This window comes from Planococcus wigleyi, assembly GCF_014836985.1.
Lineage (GTDB): Bacteria > Bacillota > Bacilli > Bacillales_A > Planococcaceae > Planococcus > Planococcus notacanthi.
Map to the genome: position 1 here is coordinate 1 of NZ_JACSPU010000011.1, position 15,728 is coordinate 15,728.

The following is a 15,728-nucleotide window of genomic DNA, read 5'->3' on the forward strand; positions in this document are numbered from 1 at the left end:
AACACGGAAGTTAAGCTCTTTTGCGCTGATGGTAGTTGGGGGTCTCCCCCTGTGAGAGTAAGACGTCGCTGGGCACAATGAAAGAAAGTCGTTACCGATTCCGGTAACGGCTTTTTTTGTTTATTTGAAAGAAGTATAGGAAAGCCTAAAAAATTATCAGAGTAACACCGGCCATCCAATATGCATCCCATTCGACATAGAAGATGATGCAGTTTGTAAGTAATTGTTTAAACAGCGTTCCTAACGACCCTAAAACAAATGAAATTAATTATTCGAAATACTTTTTCTTTTCGTAGTTTCTTGACACACTATATGGACGCTGATAACCTTACAATAATATTTAAAAGGAAGCAGGAGGCGCGTCTACTTATGTGGGAATCAAAATTTGTAAAAGAAGGCTTAACGTTTGATGATGTATTGCTTGTACCAGCTCATTCGGAGGTTTTACCGAAAGATATCGATTTGGCTGTTGAATTAACACCAAAACTTAAGTTGAAAATTCCAGTGATCAGTGCAGGCATGGATACAGTAACGGAAGCTAAAATGGCAATTGCAATGGCTCGTCAGGGTGGATTAGGAATTATTCACAAGAATATGAGCATCGAAGAACAAGCGGAACAGGTTGTTACTGTAAAGCGTTCAGAAAATGGCGTTATTACAGATCCTTTCTTCTTAACTCCTGAACATCAAGTCTATGATGCAGAACATCTAATGGGCAAATACCGCATTTCAGGTGTTCCGATTGTCAAGAACGAAGACGATCTTACACTTGTCGGGATCATCACAAACCGTGATTTGCGCTTTATCCAGGACTATTCTTTAAAGATTGACGATGTCATGACTAAAGAACAATTGGTCACTGCTCCGGTAGGAACAACTTTAGAAGATGCAGAAAAAATTCTGCAGCAATACAAGATCGAAAAATTGCCGATTGTTGATGGCAATGGCCTTCTTAAAGGGTTGATTACCATTAAGGATATTGAGAAAGTGATTGAATTCCCGAATGCTGCTAAAGATGAGCACGGCCGATTATTGGCAGGAGCAGCCGTAGGCGTCACTTCAGACACAATGAAACGCGTCGAGCATCTGGTGAAGGCTTCTGTTGACGTGATTGTGTTAGACACAGCTCACGGCCATTCAGAAGGCGTTTTGGGCATGGTTAAACAGATTCGTGCTGAGTATCCGGAACTGACAATCATTGCAGGAAACGTAGCTACGGCTACTGGAACCAAAGCGTTGATCGAAGCCGGAGCTGATGTAGTAAAAGTCGGAATTGGACCGGGTTCCATCTGTACAACACGCGTTGTAGCAGGCGTGGGTGTCCCTCAGATTACAGCTGTTTATGATTGTGCAACAGAAGCTCGCAAGTATGGCAAAGCCATCATTGCTGATGGAGGGATCAAGTATTCCGGAGACATCATTAAAGCATTGGCAGCAGGCGGCCACGTAGTTATGCTGGGCAGTTTGCTGGCAGGGACAACTGAAAGCCCGGGAGATACTGAAATCTTCCAAGGACGTCGTTTTAAAACTTACCGTGGCATGGGATCAATCGCTTCAATGGAAAAAGGCTCAAAAGACCGTTACTTCCAAGATGATGCAAAAAAATTGGTTCCAGAAGGCATCGAAGGGCGCTTGCCTTACAAAGGACCACTTTCTGATACCATTCACCAATTACTTGGCGGTATCCGTGCCGGAATGGGCTATTGCGGAACAAAAGATTTAGAGACTTTGCGTGATGAAGCACAATTTATCCGCATGACAGGTGCCGGTTTGCGCGAAAGCCATCCGCATGACGTACAAATCACCAAAGAGTCTCCTAACTACTCAATTTAATCGACTTCTCAGCACCTTTTCGGTCAATCTTATGACGGAAAAGGTGCTTTTTTCATGTTTGCATTTTTGGGTCTGGAGAATATGGTAGAATAGCATGTGGAATATTATAAACGGAGGTAGTTATCCAAGTGAAAAAAGTTTTTAATAAAGGTTTATTGATGGCTTTAATGGCAATTTTGACTTTGACTGCAATTGTTCCGCAGCAAGCACAAGCGGAAGAATCGTTACATATAATGGCGGAAGCTGCAATTTTGGTGGATGCTGAAAGTGGCAAGATCCTCTACGAAAAGAATGCCGGAAAGCCTTTAGGGGTAGCCAGCATGACCAAAATGATGACTGAGTACTTATTATTTGAAGCAATCGAAGACGGCCGAATTAAATGGGAACAGGAATATCAAGTAACGGATTATGCCTACCAAATTTCTCAGGACATGCGCTTGAGCAATGTGCCATTCCGCCAAGATGGTTCTTATACAATAAAAGAACTGTATGAAGCAATGGCTATTTTCTCAGCCAACGCTGCAACAATCGGCATTGCTGAAACAATTGCCGGTACGGAAAGTGAATTCGTTCGGTTGATGAATGACAAAGCTGAGGAAATGGGCTTGGAAGAAACAACGTTCGTTAATTCGACTGGCCTCAGCAATTCGAGCCTTATGGATATGCATCCAGAAGGCACCAAAAAGACCGATGAAAACATGATGCCGGCACGGTCAGTGGCGAAACTGACGAAAATCCTGCTGAATGATTATCCCGAAGTGCTGAACACGACAAAAGTTCCAGTGATGATGTTCCGCGAAGGAACGGCAGATGAAACACGCATGCAAAACTGGAATTCAATGTTGCCTGGCTTGATTTATGAATACGAAGGCATGGATGGTCTGAAAACCGGAAGCACGGATTTCGCAGGCTATTCGTTTGCAGGAACAGCGAAACGTGAAGATACCCGGTTGATCGCAGTCGTAATGGGGGCTGTGGACAATGAAGGGGCCGGTTCTTATAAAGCTCGTTTTGACGCGACACGCGCCTTGATGGACTTTGGTTTTGGGCAATTCACAACCGAGGAAATCATTCCTGCCGGCTATCAGTTTGAAGGACAGGAAACTTTGCCTGTTGAAAACGGCGTGGAAGAAGCAGTGGCGGTAGCCGTCAAAGAGCCAGTGACGATGATGATCCGGACAGCTGATAAAGAATTGTATCAACCGGAATTGCTGTTGGATGACTCCGTTGTCCAGAATGGCAAACTTGAAGCTGCTGTAGAAAAAGATGCAGTAATTGGAACCGTAAAAATTGCGAAAGCAGACGGAACCGAATACGGTTATTTAAGCGGCAGCGCCAAAGACATTGAAGTGGCTACGACTGAATCTGTAGAACGCGCCAGCTGGGTATCTTTATCAATGCGCAGCGTAGGAGGGTTCTTGTCTTCTCTATGGGACGATGCCGGTGGCTTTGTAAAAGGATTATTTTAATAAGGAAAGCCGGTCATCCAAAAGGATGGCCGGCTTTTTTCAATGGATTCCCCAGCAAGACATCAATTCAGTAATGCCGGAGCGGATTTCTTTTTCCGACAGGCCGCCGAATCCAAGCACAATTTGGGGCTGGACACTGTCTTTTTTATGGACGTCATACGATTCCATTCCTGTGACGCGGATCCCGGCCTCTTGAGCTCGTGTGACTAGCTCTTTTTCAGTAAGCGTTGTTTGAACGGTCAAGACGATGTGCATGCCGGCCTGTTCTCCGGAGACCATGACAGTTGGCGCGTACGGAGCTAATGAAGCGCTTAGCTGTTTAATTTTTTTCTGGTACAGTTTGCGCATGCGGTTCAAGTGGCGTGCGAAATGCCCCTCTTTCATGAACGTTGCAACCAGTTGCTGGTCGTGCCTCGGTACCGATGAAGAGTAATGAAGAAAGGTTTGCCGGTACGCCCGCAGCAACCGTTTAGGGAGGACCATATAGGCGAGTCGCAAAGAAGGCATCAATGATTTTGAAAATGTGCTGAGGTAGATGACCCGGTCGCTCCGATCCATACTTTGCAAAGCTGGGATTGGCCGGCTGGTATACCGGAATTCGCTGTCGTAATCGTCTTCGATGATGTAGCGTTCCGGTTTAGCAGCTGCCCAATTGAGCAATTGCGCCCGTTTGGTGGCGCTTAAGACAGAGCCGGATGGAAACTGATGGGAGGGTGTAACATAAGCGACGTCCACATTGGATGCTTCCAGTTCGCTGACGTTGATGCCATCGGGATCCAGTTCAATGGGAACCGATTGGCGGTCATGATGATTAAAAATGCTGTGCGTCAATGCATAACCCGGATTCTCATAGCCAAACACAAGTGTTTTATCAAGAAGTCGGATCAGCAGCGGCAGCAACTGTTCAGTACCGGAACCGATCACGATTTGCTCAGCATCGCAGACGACCCCGCGCGACTGGTACAAATAACGGGCAATTTCCTGGCGCAGGGCATCATCACCCTGAGGATGGCCGGATAATAGCAATTCCTGGCTTGACTCATCAAGAATGTCACGGGCCAATTTACGCCATGTGGAAAAGGGAAACGAGCGGGTATCAATGCTTGCCGAGTTGAAATCCACTTTGTAGGAAATAACTTCTTTTGCGACCGGCTCGTCTTGCGGAATATCCAAATAGGCAAGTTCTTCAACCGGCTGGGCATAAAATCCTTTGCGCGGGCGTGATTCGATAAATCCTTCGGCCACAAGCTGGGAATAGGCAAGTTCCACAGTGGTTTGGCTGATTTGCAGATAATCGGCCAATTTCCGTTTGCTCGGCAATTTGGTATCGACCTGTATGCTGCCCTCAATGATGGCTTTTTTTATTTCCCGGTATAGCTGTTCATATAATGGAATTTGTAATTGTTTTTGAAGTTGAAACATGAGCATATCCATTTGACTTCCTCCAACTGACCCTATTGAAATGATTAGAACTGAGTCTTTTTATATGGTCAATCTTTATTATACTGAATTTATTAACAAATAGGGGGAATTAATAAATGAGTGAGCAAGGAACAGACCGTGTAAAAAGAGGAATGGCTGAAATGCAAAAAGGCGGCGTCATCATGGATGTCGTCAATGCGGAACAGGCACGCATCGCCGAAGCTGCAGGGGCAACTGCTGTCATGGCATTGGAACGGGTGCCATCTGACATCCGCAGAGATGGTGGAGTAGCGCGCATGGCAGATCCGCGCATAACGGAAGAAGTGATGAGAACCGTCTCGATTCCGGTTATGGCAAAAGCCCGTATTGGCCATATCGTAGAAGCCCGCATCCTGGAAGCGATGGGTGTTGACTATATTGATGAAAGTGAAGTGCTGACACCGGCTGATGAAGAGTTCCATCTGCTGAAGAATCAATACACGGTGCCGTTCGTTTGCGGTTGCCGCAACTTGGGAGAAGCAGCGCGCCGAATCGGTGAAGGGGCATCCATGCTGCGCACGAAAGGTGAGCCGGGCACTGGTAATATTGTCGAAGCGGTCCGTCATTTGCGCCAAGTGAATGCAGAAGTGAGAAAAGTGATTACCATGAGTGAAGATGAGTTGATGACGGAAGCGCGCAATCTTGGAGCTTCTTATGAATTCTTGAAAGAAGTGAAGCGTTTGGGCCGCTTGCCGGTTGTCAATTTTGCTGCTGGTGGCGTAGCGACTCCGGCGGATGCGGCATTGATGATGGAATTGGGGGCTGACGGTGTATTCGTTGGATCTGGAATCTTCAAATCTGATAATCCCGAACGATTTGCCCGTGCGATTGTCGAAGCCACTACGCATTACCAGGACTATAAATTGATTGCGGAGCTTTCAAAAGACTTGGGCATTGCCATGAAAGGGATTGAAATCTCAACCATTGCTGCAGGCGAGCGCATGCAGGAGCGGGGCTGGTAAAATGAAACGAATAGGAGTTCTTGCTTTGCAGGGCGCTGTTCGCGAGCATCTTCAATCCATTGAGGCATGCGGAGCGGAGGGCGTTTTGGTAAAATGGCCGAAAGACCTCGAAACGCTGGACGCCTTGATTTTGCCTGGCGGCGAAAGTACCGCCATGCGCCGTCTGATTGATCGGTATGGAATGATGCAGCCATTGCGGGATTTTGCCGAAAGCGGAAAGCCGATGTTCGGGACATGCGCCGGGCTGATTTTATTGGCAAAAACAGTAGTTGGTTACGAAGAACCGCATCTTGGCGTTATGGATGTCGCGGTAGAGCGAAATTCATTCGGACGGCAAGTGGACAGTTTTGAAGCACCGCTTGAAATCAAAGGTTTGGACGGAGCATTTGATGCCGTCTTTATCCGCGCTCCGCATATCGTCAGTGCCGGACCATCTGCGGAAGTATTATGTGTTCATGATGGAAGAATCGTCATGGCAAAAAGCGGCCAGTTTTTGGGTTGTTCTTTTCATCCGGAACTGACGGAAGACCATCGCATTACGGCGTACTTTTTAAGCATGATTCCCAGTAGGTCAGGCTTTCCCTTGCCAAATTAAGCAATTTATAGTAAAGTATGATTAATTTCAAAGACGAAACGTTGATGGGAAGTAGTAAAACGATTGTTTTTCCAAAGAGAGCCGGTGGTTGGTGCGAACCGGTGAAAAACGCGTTTGAATCCGTCCCGGAGTTGCATGGCGAAAAAAGCCATTGCCGGTTTTAATGCCGTTATGTGATGAAGAGGATTGGCTTTTGCCGATCAATCAGGGTGGCAACGCGGGTAGCTCTCGTCCCTTTACCAAGGGATGGGGGCTATTTTTGTTGTCTTTTTTTATTAATCATATTTTAGGAGGAAACAAGTATGTTGGATATTCGTTTTGTACGTGCGAATTTTGAAGAAGTAAAAGCCAAGCTGGCGAAACGCGGAGAAGATATTTCTGTACTGGATGATTTTGAAGGATTGGATTTGAAACGGCGTGAATTGATCGCGCAGACTGAAAAATTGAAGGCAGAACGCAATGAAGTTTCTCAAAACATTGCTGCCATGAAACGGGCAAAAGAAAATGCGGATGAAGCCATTGCAAAAATGCGTGAAGTCGGCGATAACATCAAAGCTATTGATGAAGAACTGCGTGAAGTGGAAGAAAGCCTCCACTACATCATGATGCGTGTCCCGAACATTCCGCATGACAGCGTCCCGTTCGGCGATTCTGAAGATGATAATGAAGAAATCCGCACGTGGGGAGACAAGCCGAAATTCAATTTCGAAGTAAAACCGCATTGGGATCTGGGCACGGATTTAAACATCATTGATTTTGAACGTGCAGCAAAAGTAACAGGAAGCCGCTTTGTTTTTTACCGCGGACTTGGCGCACGATTAGAGCGCGCATTGATCAACTTCATGATGGATCTTCACCAGGAAGAGCATGGCTATGAAGAAATGCTGCCGCCGTATATGGTCAACCGTGAAAGCTTGACCGGTACCGGCCAATTGCCGAAATTTGAAGAAGATGCTTTTCTGATCGAAAAAGAGGATTATTTCCTGATTCCGACATCTGAAGTACCGGTGACGAACTTCTATCGTGATGAGATCCTGACAGCGGATATGCTGCCGCAAGCCTTTGCTTCTTACAGCTCAAATTTCCGTTCTGAAGCGGGTTCTGCGGGGCGCGACACACGTGGATTAATCAGACAGCATCAATTCAATAAAGTCGAACTGGTGCGCTTTGTGAAGCCTGAAGATTCTTATGATGAATTAGAAAAATTGACAGGCCATGCTGAAAAAGTGCTTCAGCTTCTTGGATTGCCATACCGCGTACTGAAAATGTGCACCGCAGACCTTGGCTTTACAGCTGCCAAGAAATACGACATCGAAGTATGGATCCCAAGCCAAGAAACGTACCGGGAAATTTCATCTTGCAGTAATTTTGAAGATTTCCAGGCAAGACGTGCAAACATCAAATTCCGCCGGGAAGCAACCGGCAAACCTGAGTTTGTCCATACCTTAAACGGCAGCGGACTGGCAATCGGCCGGACTGTGGCGGCATTGCTTGAAAATTGCCAGCAGGAAGATGGATCAATCAAGATCCCTGAAGTGCTGCAGCCTTATATGGGCGGCAAAAAGATCATCACTAAATAAAAAAAGGCTCAAAAGCACTTTGCTTTTGAGTCTTTTATTTTGATAAAAGGGTAAGGAGTAGATAAAGAGCATTTGTGAAGGGGGTTTGTTAGATGGAAAACGTGAACTTTCAATTCCTGGAGTCGAACGGCATCAATCTCCATGTTGCTGTGGCCGGGCCTGAAGATGGACTATTGGTTGTCTTGTTGCATGGCTTTCCGGAATTTTGGTTTGGCTGGAAAAATCAAATTCAGCCGCTGGCGGAAAAAGGGTACCGGGTAGTGGCACCTGACCAGCGCGGCTATAATTTAAGCGACAAGCCAGAAGGAATCGATAATTACACGGTCGACCATTTGCGGGATGACGTCATCGGCATCATCGAGCATTTCAAAAAAGAGTCGGCCATTGTCATCGGACATGACTGGGGAGGGGCAGTCGCCTGGCATTTGGCGGCAACACACCCAGAATATGTAGACAAACTGATCGTCCTGAATATCCCGCATCCGAAAGCCATGCCGCGGGTATTGAAGAAAAATCCCCTGCAATGGATGAAGAGCTCTTACATTGCATTTTTCCAGCTGCCCAATCTGCCTGAAAAGGCTCTCGGTATGGGAGAGTTTAAAACGATGCAACAAAGCATTGAGCAGACCAGCAAAAAGAATACATTTTCACCGCATGAAATGGAACAATACAAAGCAGCGTGGTCGCAATCCGATGCCCTGACAGCCATGCTCAATTGGTATCGGGCCATCCGGCGCGGGAGCTTCCGTCAAATTCCGGAAACAAAAATCAAAGTGCCGGTCAGGATCATCTGGGGATTGGGTGACCAGTTCCTGTCTCCCATGCTGGCAAAAGAAAGCATGTCTTTTTGTGAAGAAGTCAATTTGGCGTTTGTCGGGGAAGCAACCCACTGGATTCAGCACGAGCAGCCCGACATCGTCAATCGGTTGATCGATCAATTCATCAACGAATAAAAGCGGAAGACCCTATAATTGGGTTTTCCGCTTTTGTTTTTTGATTTCCCGAAGGTTTCGGAAAAATTGGGTCAATAACTGGCCGCATTCATCGGCGAGGACGTTCTCGGTTACTTGGCATTGATGATTGAACCGGTCGTCGTTCAATAAACGGTATAAAGAATCCACACTGCCGGCTTTTGCATCGCGAGCACCGTAGATGACGTGTGGAATCCGGGATTGCAGGATAGCCCCTGCACACATCGGGCAAGGCTCTAATGTTACGTAAATCTTTGTATCTTCCAGCCGCCAGTTGCCAAGGTGCTGGCAGGCTTCTTGAATCGCCAATAGTTCCGCATGGGTGACCGCATTTTGTGTCGTTTCCCTCAAATTATGGGCGCGCGCTATCACTTGGTCCTGATAGACAACGACAGCACCAATCGGAACTTCTCCTTTAGCTGCGGCTTTTTGCGCTTCTTCAATTGCTAATCCCATATAAAAATGATCTTTTTCCATTCCGTTCATGATGCATCGCTCCTTAGTTCTAGTGTAGCATTTTCCGGCCTGCAAACAGAACGGGAAAATGCAGGCAGACAAAAATCATTGAAAAGCGTAAAATAAAGAAACAAAAAGACAGGGAGTGAAAGTATAGGTGAAACAGCATAAAAAGGAAAAACCGCTTCATTTTACAATCCGCTATATTTTCATCATCCTTGGCGCTGCGATGGCCGCTGCTGCCATTGAATTGTTCCTGGTGCCGAATTCCATCATCGATGGCGGGATTATCGGAATTTCTTTGATCGTGGATTATTTGACGGTAGTTCCTTTTGGGATATTGCTGGTCATCATTAATTTGCCTTTTCTTTATTTCGGCTACAAGCATATTGGCCGCAATTTTTTTATTTCTTCCATTTTTGCCATTGTGGCATTGGCCTTGATTGAAATACCTTTACATCGGATCGAACCTTTCGTGGAAGATCCGCTGCTGGCTACTATATTCGGCGGTCTGCTTCTGGGAGCCGGTGTCGGGCTTGTCATCCGCAACGGCGGAGCGCTTGACGGAACGGAGATTTTAGGGATTTTGCTGACGAAAAAATTGCCGTTTTCGATTGGTGAGTTTGTCATGTTCTTTAACGTCTTCATTTTTGGGTGGGCCGCATTTGTCCTTGGGATCGAACAGGCTATGTATTCGGTTCTGACCTACTATATTGCTTCCAAGACGATTGATGTCGTCATACAGGGCTTGGATGATACAAAAGCTGTGCTGATCATCTCGGAAGAATACGAAGAAATCGGGTTGGCCATCAATGACCGGCTGGGCCGCAGTTTCACTAAACTGCATGGCAAAGGCGGTTATTTGAACTCTCCGAAAGACATCATTTATGTAGTGGTCACCCGTCTGGAAATCACCAAACTGAAACAAATTGTAGCAGACATTGATTCCAAAGCCTTTTTGACGATTATGGATACCCAGGAAGTGCATGGCGGAACATTTAAAGCGGCGATCCATTAAACAAACTGTCGATTTTCCACTCTACTTTTAACCGAGTTGGTGTGTTAAAATAAATGGCATTGCAATTTACTTGAATCGAAAAAGGAGGACTTCACATGCCGGTGCCATTCATCACGGTAGAAGGTCCGATTGGGGTAGGCAAGACTTCGTTGACGAAAGCGCTCGCCGATCAAAATCAATTTCAACTGTTAAAAGAAATAGTAGACGAAAACCCGTTTTTAAATAAATTCTACGAAGACATAGAAGAGTGGAGCTTCCAGACAGAAATGTTCTTTTTGTGCAATCGCTATAAGCAATTGGCCGATATCCAGAAGAAGTTCATTTCCAAACAGGAACCGGTCGTCGCCGATTACCATATCTTTAAAAACCTGATTTTCGCAAAACGCACATTGCCGGAAGCTGAGTACGCCAAGTATGAAGCTATCTATAAAATCTTGACGGTGGATATGCCGAAACCGAATATGGTTATTTACCTGCATGCCAGTCTGGATACATTGATGAAACGCATCAAATTGCGTGGTCGTGAATTTGAGCAGATGATCACGCCGGACTATATGGAGCAGTTGGCAGCCGATTACCACGAGTTCATCGAACGCTTTGAGCGTGAGCATCCTGAAATTCCAGTGTTGCGTTTCAATGGGGACGAAATCGATTTTGTCCAAAACAGCGGCGATCTTCAGCTGATTTTAGATAAAGTGGATGGAACTTTACAAAAGAGGAGTTTGACTTTATGAATTTACGAGAAAAATACGGCATTCCACAGAATGCAGTAATTACAATAGCCGGCACAGTGGGTGTCGGGAAATCTACAATGACGAAAGCCTTGGCAGATGCCTTGCAATTCCGGACTTCATTTGAAAATGTCGATACCAATCCATATTTGGATTTGTTCTACGATGATTTTGAGAAATGGAGCTTCCATTTGCAGATTTATTTCTTGGCAGAACGCTTTAAAGAGCAGAAGCGGATGTTTGAATACGGCGGCGGATTTATCCAGGACCGCTCGATTTATGAAGATACCGGAATTTTTGCGAAGATGCATTGGGAAAAAGGCACAATGAACAACGTGGATTACGAGACGTACACGAACTTGTTTGAAGCAATGGTGATGACACCTTATTTCCCACACCCAGACTTGCTGATTTATCTGGAGGGTTCGATTGAAGACATTCTTTCCCGCATTCAGGAGCGCGGCCGTGTGATGGAGCAGCAGACACCAGTGGACTATTGGCTGGAAATGCATCAGCGCTATGAAAACTGGATCAATTCCTTCAATGGCTGTCCAGTTCTCCGTTTGAACATCAACGATTACGATTTGATGAACAATCCGGACTGCTCCGAGCAAATCGTTGAGCGTATCGGCAGTTTTATGAAGCAAACTTCTATTCTGCGCAAATAAAGAAACCCTTGGGCATTTTTTGCTCAAGGGTTTTGTTTTATTTCCCGGGTAATACGAAAAAATGGACATGAAAAAACCGGAAAGCCGAAGCCTTCCGGTACTCTATATCGAAATAATCAGACATACAAGTTTTAAGAAAAATTCGTTACATACGTAACGAATCCAATCTCGAATTTATATGCGCGTGTAAATTCAAAAAATGGAGGAGGAAGAGGGATTCGAACCCCCGCGGGATTTGACTCCCCTGTCGGTTTTCAAGACCGATCCCTTCAGCCAAACTTGGGTATTCCTCCGTATTGGACATGAATTAATTTATCATGGATGAATAATGGATGTCAACCATTATTCTCTTTTTTATAAAAAATTAATGAAAAACCGATCTGCACCCGGAAATATGCTCGATTAAAAAGAAATTAAGATTTAAGGAAGGTTACTGATTGATTTTTTAACAAATCATTCGTATACTAGTAAATGCCGTGCTAGGTGGGAAGATAGCGGTGTCCTGTAACCTGCAATCCGCTTTAGCAGGACTGAATTCCTTTCTGAGGCTGTTTGCATGTAAGGTCTGCCTCTTGCACGTAGTGTTGACATCTGGGTCCTGCGCAATGGAATCCCATGAACCATGTCAGGTCCGGAAGGAAGCAGCATTAAGTGGAACATTCCATGTGCCGCGGGATCGCCTAGATCGAGCCAACGACAAGGGTAACGCTTATGTGCAGCAGTCGAAGAAAGGTGCACGGCAATAATCTTTAAATTCAAACCTGTCCGCTCTTGAGCGGGCAGGTTTTTTATTGTTTTATTCACGGAATCATCCTCTCCTGTACAGGGAAATCATTCAAGAGAACCGGCTTTTTATGATACAATAAAGGGACGAAAAACAGATTCTTCAAAAGGAGAGAACAAGTTGGCGTATCAAGCTTTTTACCGTGTTTACAGACCACAGTCCTTTTCTGAAATGACAGGTCAGACGCATGTCAAACAAACTCTTCAAAATGCTCTGCTTTACAATAAGACAACACATGCTTATTTGTTTTCGGGGCCGAGAGGGACAGGGAAGACCAGTGCAGCGAAGATATTTGCCAAAGCATTAAACTGTGAGCAGGCGCCGGCGTCGGAGCCGTGCAACGAATGTGCTTCCTGCAAGAGCATCAATGAAGGGTCAAATACCGACGTCATCGAATTTGACGCGGCTTCCAATTCCCGTGTCGAAGAAATGCGGGAGATTATTGAGAAAGTCCGGTTTTCACCGGCGAATTCCCGCTTCAAGATCTACATCATCGATGAAGTGCACATGCTGTCGAACAGTGCGTTTAACGCGTTGCTGAAAACATTGGAAGAACCGCCGGAACACGTGGTCTTCATTTTGGCAACGACAGAGCCGCATAAATTGCCGTTGACGATCATTTCCCGCTGCCAGCGCTTTGATTTTAAGTCGCATACACAAGTAGACATTGTTGCGCGTATGGTGGAAGTGTTGACGGATGCACAGATTCCTTATAACGAACAAGTGCTTAAAATAATTGCTCAAGCTGCAGCAGGTGGGATGCGTGATGCACTCAGTCTGTTGGATCAAGTAGTATCTTTCAGCGGCGATGAAATGACGATTGAAGACGCATTGCTGGTTACGGGTTCCATCAGCCAGGATATGTTCTATGGAATCGCTGAAGCATTGCTTGCCAAAGATATCGGACAGGCGTTGACTCTGTTGGAGCAATTGGTGCGCGACGGCAAAGACCCCGTGCGGCTGGTTGAGGATTTCATCACCTTCTTCCGTGATCTCTTGTTGATCCAGACGGCGCCAGACCTTCACGATATGTTGGAGTTGGCGACGCATGAACCGCGTTTTGAAGAGCTGGCCAAGCGATTTGAACCGGCGACGCTGTACACTTGGATTGATATTCTATCCAAGACACAGCAGGAAATGCGTTTTTCCAACCATACGAAAATTTATATGGAAACAGCCTTACTGAAAATGGCGCAGGCGGATGTGCCGGTCCAAAGCACGGCTTCTGCAGTGTCACCCGAACTGGAAGCGAAAGTCATCCAGTTGGAAAACCTGGTGCGCGAATTGCAGCAGCAAGTACAGAATGGGGCCGGCAGCGGCGCAGCGGCGGCACCAGCCGAGCAGAAAAAACGCCAGCGTGTGCAAAGCAGCTTTAAAATACCGACGGGACGCATTCAGGATGTTTTGAAAAATGCGACCAAAGTGGATATTCAAGCAATCAAAACCAATTGGGCGACAGTCATGAACCAATTGCAGCGATCGCATTCGGCTTTATTGAATGATGCAGAGCCGGTAGCGGCATCAGCAGATGCATTTGTGTTAAAATTCAAGTATGATATTCATTGCCAGATGGCTTCCGAAAACCAGACGTTTGCCGCAACTTTCAGCCAGTTGCTGGAACAGTATGCAGGCAAAGCTTATACGCCGGTTTTTGTTCCGGATGCCAGTTGGCTGAAGATCCGTGAAGAGTTTATTAAAAAGAGCGGATTGAAAGCGGGCACTGAAGAAAAACAGTCAGAGGCTGAAGAAGAAAATCCGTTTTCGGGTGAAGGGGCAGTGGCGGAAGAAGATCCGTTCATCTCAGAAGCCGAACGTCTTTTCGGAAAAGACTTTGTCGAAGTTCATGACGATTAAAATGAAAATTCTAAGGAGGAACTAATTATGCGCGGTGGAGGAAATATGCAAGGCATGATGAAGCAAATGCAAAAAATGCAAAAAGAGATGGCGATTGCTCAAGAAGAGCTTGGTACATTGAAGTTCGAAGGAGCAGCTGGCGGCGGTATGGTCAAAGTCACTGTATCCGGCCACAAAGAAGTATTGGATGTTGTATTGGATCCAACAGTCGTAGACCCGGAAGATGTTGAAATGCTGCAGGATCTGTTGATCGTAGCGACAAACGAAGCGTTTAAAAAAGCGGATGAACATGCGAATTCCACAATGGGGAAATTCACGAAGGGCTTAAATCTCCCGGGCATGTTCTAGGAGGTAAACCAGATGCATTATCCAGAACCCATTTCGAAATTAATGGAGAGTTTTATGAAATTGCCAGGGATCGGGCCAAAAACAGCAGCCCGGCTGGCATTTTTTGTGCTTGGCATGAAGGAAGACACCGTGCTTGATTTTGCTAAAGCTCTTGTGGATGCAAAGCGGAATTTAAGTTTCTGCTCGGTGTGCGGCCATATTACTGATGTGGACCCTTGCCATATCTGCCAGGATCAGCAGCGCGACCGCACGACGATTTGTGTGGTGCAGGATCCGAAAGATGTCATCGCAATGGAGAAGATGCGCGATTACAAAGGCTTGTACCATGTTTTGCAGGGTGCTATTTCTCCAATGGATGGCATTGGTCCGGAAGATATCAACGTACCATCCTTGCTGAAGCGTCTTCAGGACGAAGAAGTAGAGGAATTGATCTTGGCAACGAATCCGACGATCGAAGGCGAAGCGACAGCGATGTATATTTCCCGTCTGGTAAGGCCATCAGGAATCAAGACTACACGGATTGCCCACGGTCTTCCGGTAGGCGGCGATTTGGAGTATGCAGACGAAGTGACGTTGTCAAAAGCTTTGGAAGGCCGGCGCGAGCTTTAATAGAAAGAAGAGCCGGAATAGAGATTATAGGCATTTAATAAATTGGGAAATATTCTGATTTATTATGTTCGGCATATAATAGTCTGGCAAGTAAGATTAGTCCTGAGCGAAAAGAAGAATGCTTTGAAGAGAAAGAGGAGTCAAGTAGAATGGCTTTACAGAGCCGTTTAACTTGCCTTCTTTTTTAAACTCTTCCTATAGAAGGGAAAGAGCGGTTCAGAAGGAATGTTTTATAAATATAATTTTATTTCCCAAAAGTGTTGACAGTTTGGATAATATGCTTTAATATCATAGGAGTCGTCAAGAACGACAGCAAACAACTTGAACCTTGAAAACTGAACAGCAAAACGTCAACATACAGCAACGGCCGTTGAACGCGGCCCGCGCAA

At 45.8% G+C, this 15,728-nt stretch carries 14 protein-coding genes, 1 tRNA gene, 1 rRNA gene, 1 other RNA gene and 1 other annotated feature; of the genes, 14 read left to right on the top strand and 3 right to left on the bottom strand.

The window, feature by feature from the left end:
- The 3 genes from rrf to H9630_RS18450 all read left to right on the top strand — a co-directional run.
- Positions 1-74 (top strand): 5S ribosomal RNA (rrf, locus tag H9630_RS18975); the annotation flags it as partial.
- Between the two features lie 295 nt (positions 75-369).
- The gene (guaB, locus tag H9630_RS18445) at positions 370-1,833 is read left to right on the top strand and encodes an IMP dehydrogenase (RefSeq protein WP_191716940.1); all 1,464 of its coding nucleotides are present in this window, start codon (positions 370-372) and stop codon (positions 1,831-1,833) included.
- A gap of 128 nt (positions 1,834-1,961) precedes the next feature.
- The gene (locus H9630_RS18450) at positions 1,962-3,302 is read left to right on the top strand and encodes a serine hydrolase (RefSeq protein ID WP_191716941.1); all 1,341 of its coding nucleotides are present in this window, start codon (positions 1,962-1,964) and stop codon (positions 3,300-3,302) included.
- Positions 3,303-3,341: 39 nt separating this feature from the next.
- Here the strand turns inward: H9630_RS18450 and pdxR are convergent, their stop codons facing one another.
- Complete coding sequence (gene pdxR, locus H9630_RS18455; protein ID WP_191716942.1) at positions 3,342-4,736, bottom strand: MocR-like pyridoxine biosynthesis transcription factor PdxR; 1,395 nt, start codon at positions 4,734-4,736, stop codon at positions 3,342-3,344.
- A gap of 104 nt (positions 4,737-4,840) precedes the next feature.
- On the opposite strand from pdxR, the gene pdxS reads away from it, so the two are divergent.
- From pdxS to H9630_RS18475, 4 genes are all read left to right on the top strand, one after another.
- The gene (gene pdxS, locus H9630_RS18460; protein WP_191716943.1) at positions 4,841-5,725 is read left to right on the top strand and encodes a pyridoxal 5'-phosphate synthase lyase subunit PdxS; all 885 of its coding nucleotides are present in this window, start codon (positions 4,841-4,843) and stop codon (positions 5,723-5,725) included.
- Position 5,726: 1 nt separating this feature from the next.
- Positions 5,727-6,320 carry a pyridoxal 5'-phosphate synthase glutaminase subunit PdxT gene (gene pdxT / locus H9630_RS18465; RefSeq protein WP_191716944.1) on the top strand — a complete coding sequence of 198 codons (594 nt, stop codon included), beginning with the start codon at positions 5,727-5,729 and terminating at the stop codon, positions 6,318-6,320.
- A 32-nt stretch (positions 6,321-6,352) separates the two neighbouring features.
- Positions 6,353-6,559, top strand: a binding site (T-box leader).
- A gap of 63 nt (positions 6,560-6,622) precedes the next feature.
- Positions 6,623-7,900, top strand: a complete 1,278-nt coding sequence (gene serS / locus H9630_RS18470) for a serine--tRNA ligase (protein ID WP_191716945.1) — start codon at positions 6,623-6,625, stop codon at positions 7,898-7,900.
- 92 nt (positions 7,901-7,992) lie between these two features.
- Complete coding sequence (locus H9630_RS18475; RefSeq protein WP_191716946.1) at positions 7,993-8,853, top strand: alpha/beta fold hydrolase; 861 nt, start codon at positions 7,993-7,995, stop codon at positions 8,851-8,853.
- A 12-nt stretch (positions 8,854-8,865) separates the two neighbouring features.
- Here the strand turns inward: H9630_RS18475 and tadA are convergent, their stop codons facing one another.
- Positions 8,866-9,357, bottom strand: coding sequence for a tRNA adenosine(34) deaminase TadA (gene tadA, locus H9630_RS18480; RefSeq protein ID WP_191716947.1), 492 nt, complete (start codon positions 9,355-9,357; stop codon positions 8,866-8,868).
- Between the two features lie 127 nt (positions 9,358-9,484).
- Here tadA and H9630_RS18485 point away from each other — a divergent pair, with 127 nt between their 5' ends.
- The 3 genes from H9630_RS18485 to H9630_RS18495 all read left to right on the top strand — a co-directional run bounded on the left by H9630_RS18485 (position 9,485) and on the right by H9630_RS18495 (position 11,744).
- Positions 9,485-10,345 (top strand): YitT family protein, encoded by an 861-nt coding sequence (locus H9630_RS18485; RefSeq protein ID WP_191716948.1) that lies wholly within the window; start codon positions 9,485-9,487, stop codon positions 10,343-10,345.
- Between the two features lie 95 nt (positions 10,346-10,440).
- Positions 10,441-11,079 carry a deoxynucleoside kinase gene (locus H9630_RS18490; protein WP_191716949.1) on the top strand — a complete coding sequence of 213 codons (639 nt, stop codon included), beginning with the start codon at positions 10,441-10,443 and terminating at the stop codon, positions 11,077-11,079.
- On the top strand, positions 11,076-11,744 hold the full coding sequence (locus H9630_RS18495; protein WP_191716950.1) for a deoxynucleoside kinase: 669 nt from the start codon (positions 11,076-11,078) through the stop codon (positions 11,742-11,744). The genes H9630_RS18490 and H9630_RS18495 overlap by 4 nt, the downstream gene beginning before the upstream one ends.
- 200 nt (positions 11,745-11,944) lie before the next feature.
- Here the strand turns inward: H9630_RS18495 and H9630_RS18500 are convergent.
- Positions 11,945-12,037, bottom strand: a tRNA-Ser gene (locus H9630_RS18500).
- Positions 12,038-12,218: 181 nt separating this feature from the next.
- Here H9630_RS18500 and ffs point away from each other — a divergent pair.
- From ffs to recR, 4 genes are all read left to right on the top strand, one after another.
- Positions 12,219-12,484: signal recognition particle sRNA large type (gene ffs / locus H9630_RS18505), an RNA gene on the top strand.
- Between the two features lie 164 nt (positions 12,485-12,648).
- Positions 12,649-14,382, top strand: coding sequence for a DNA polymerase III subunit gamma/tau (gene dnaX / locus H9630_RS18510; protein ID WP_191716951.1), 1,734 nt, complete (start codon positions 12,649-12,651; stop codon positions 14,380-14,382).
- Positions 14,383-14,409: 27 nt separating this feature from the next.
- Positions 14,410-14,730: a YbaB/EbfC family nucleoid-associated protein gene (locus tag H9630_RS18515; protein ID WP_191716952.1), complete on the top strand. Its 321-nt coding sequence runs from the start codon at positions 14,410-14,412 to the stop codon at positions 14,728-14,730.
- A 12-nt stretch (positions 14,731-14,742) separates the two neighbouring features.
- A complete protein-coding gene (gene recR / locus H9630_RS18520; protein ID WP_008497656.1) occupies positions 14,743-15,339 on the top strand; it encodes a recombination mediator RecR in 597 nt (198 codons plus the stop codon).
- Positions 15,340-15,728: the final 389 nt, after the last annotated feature.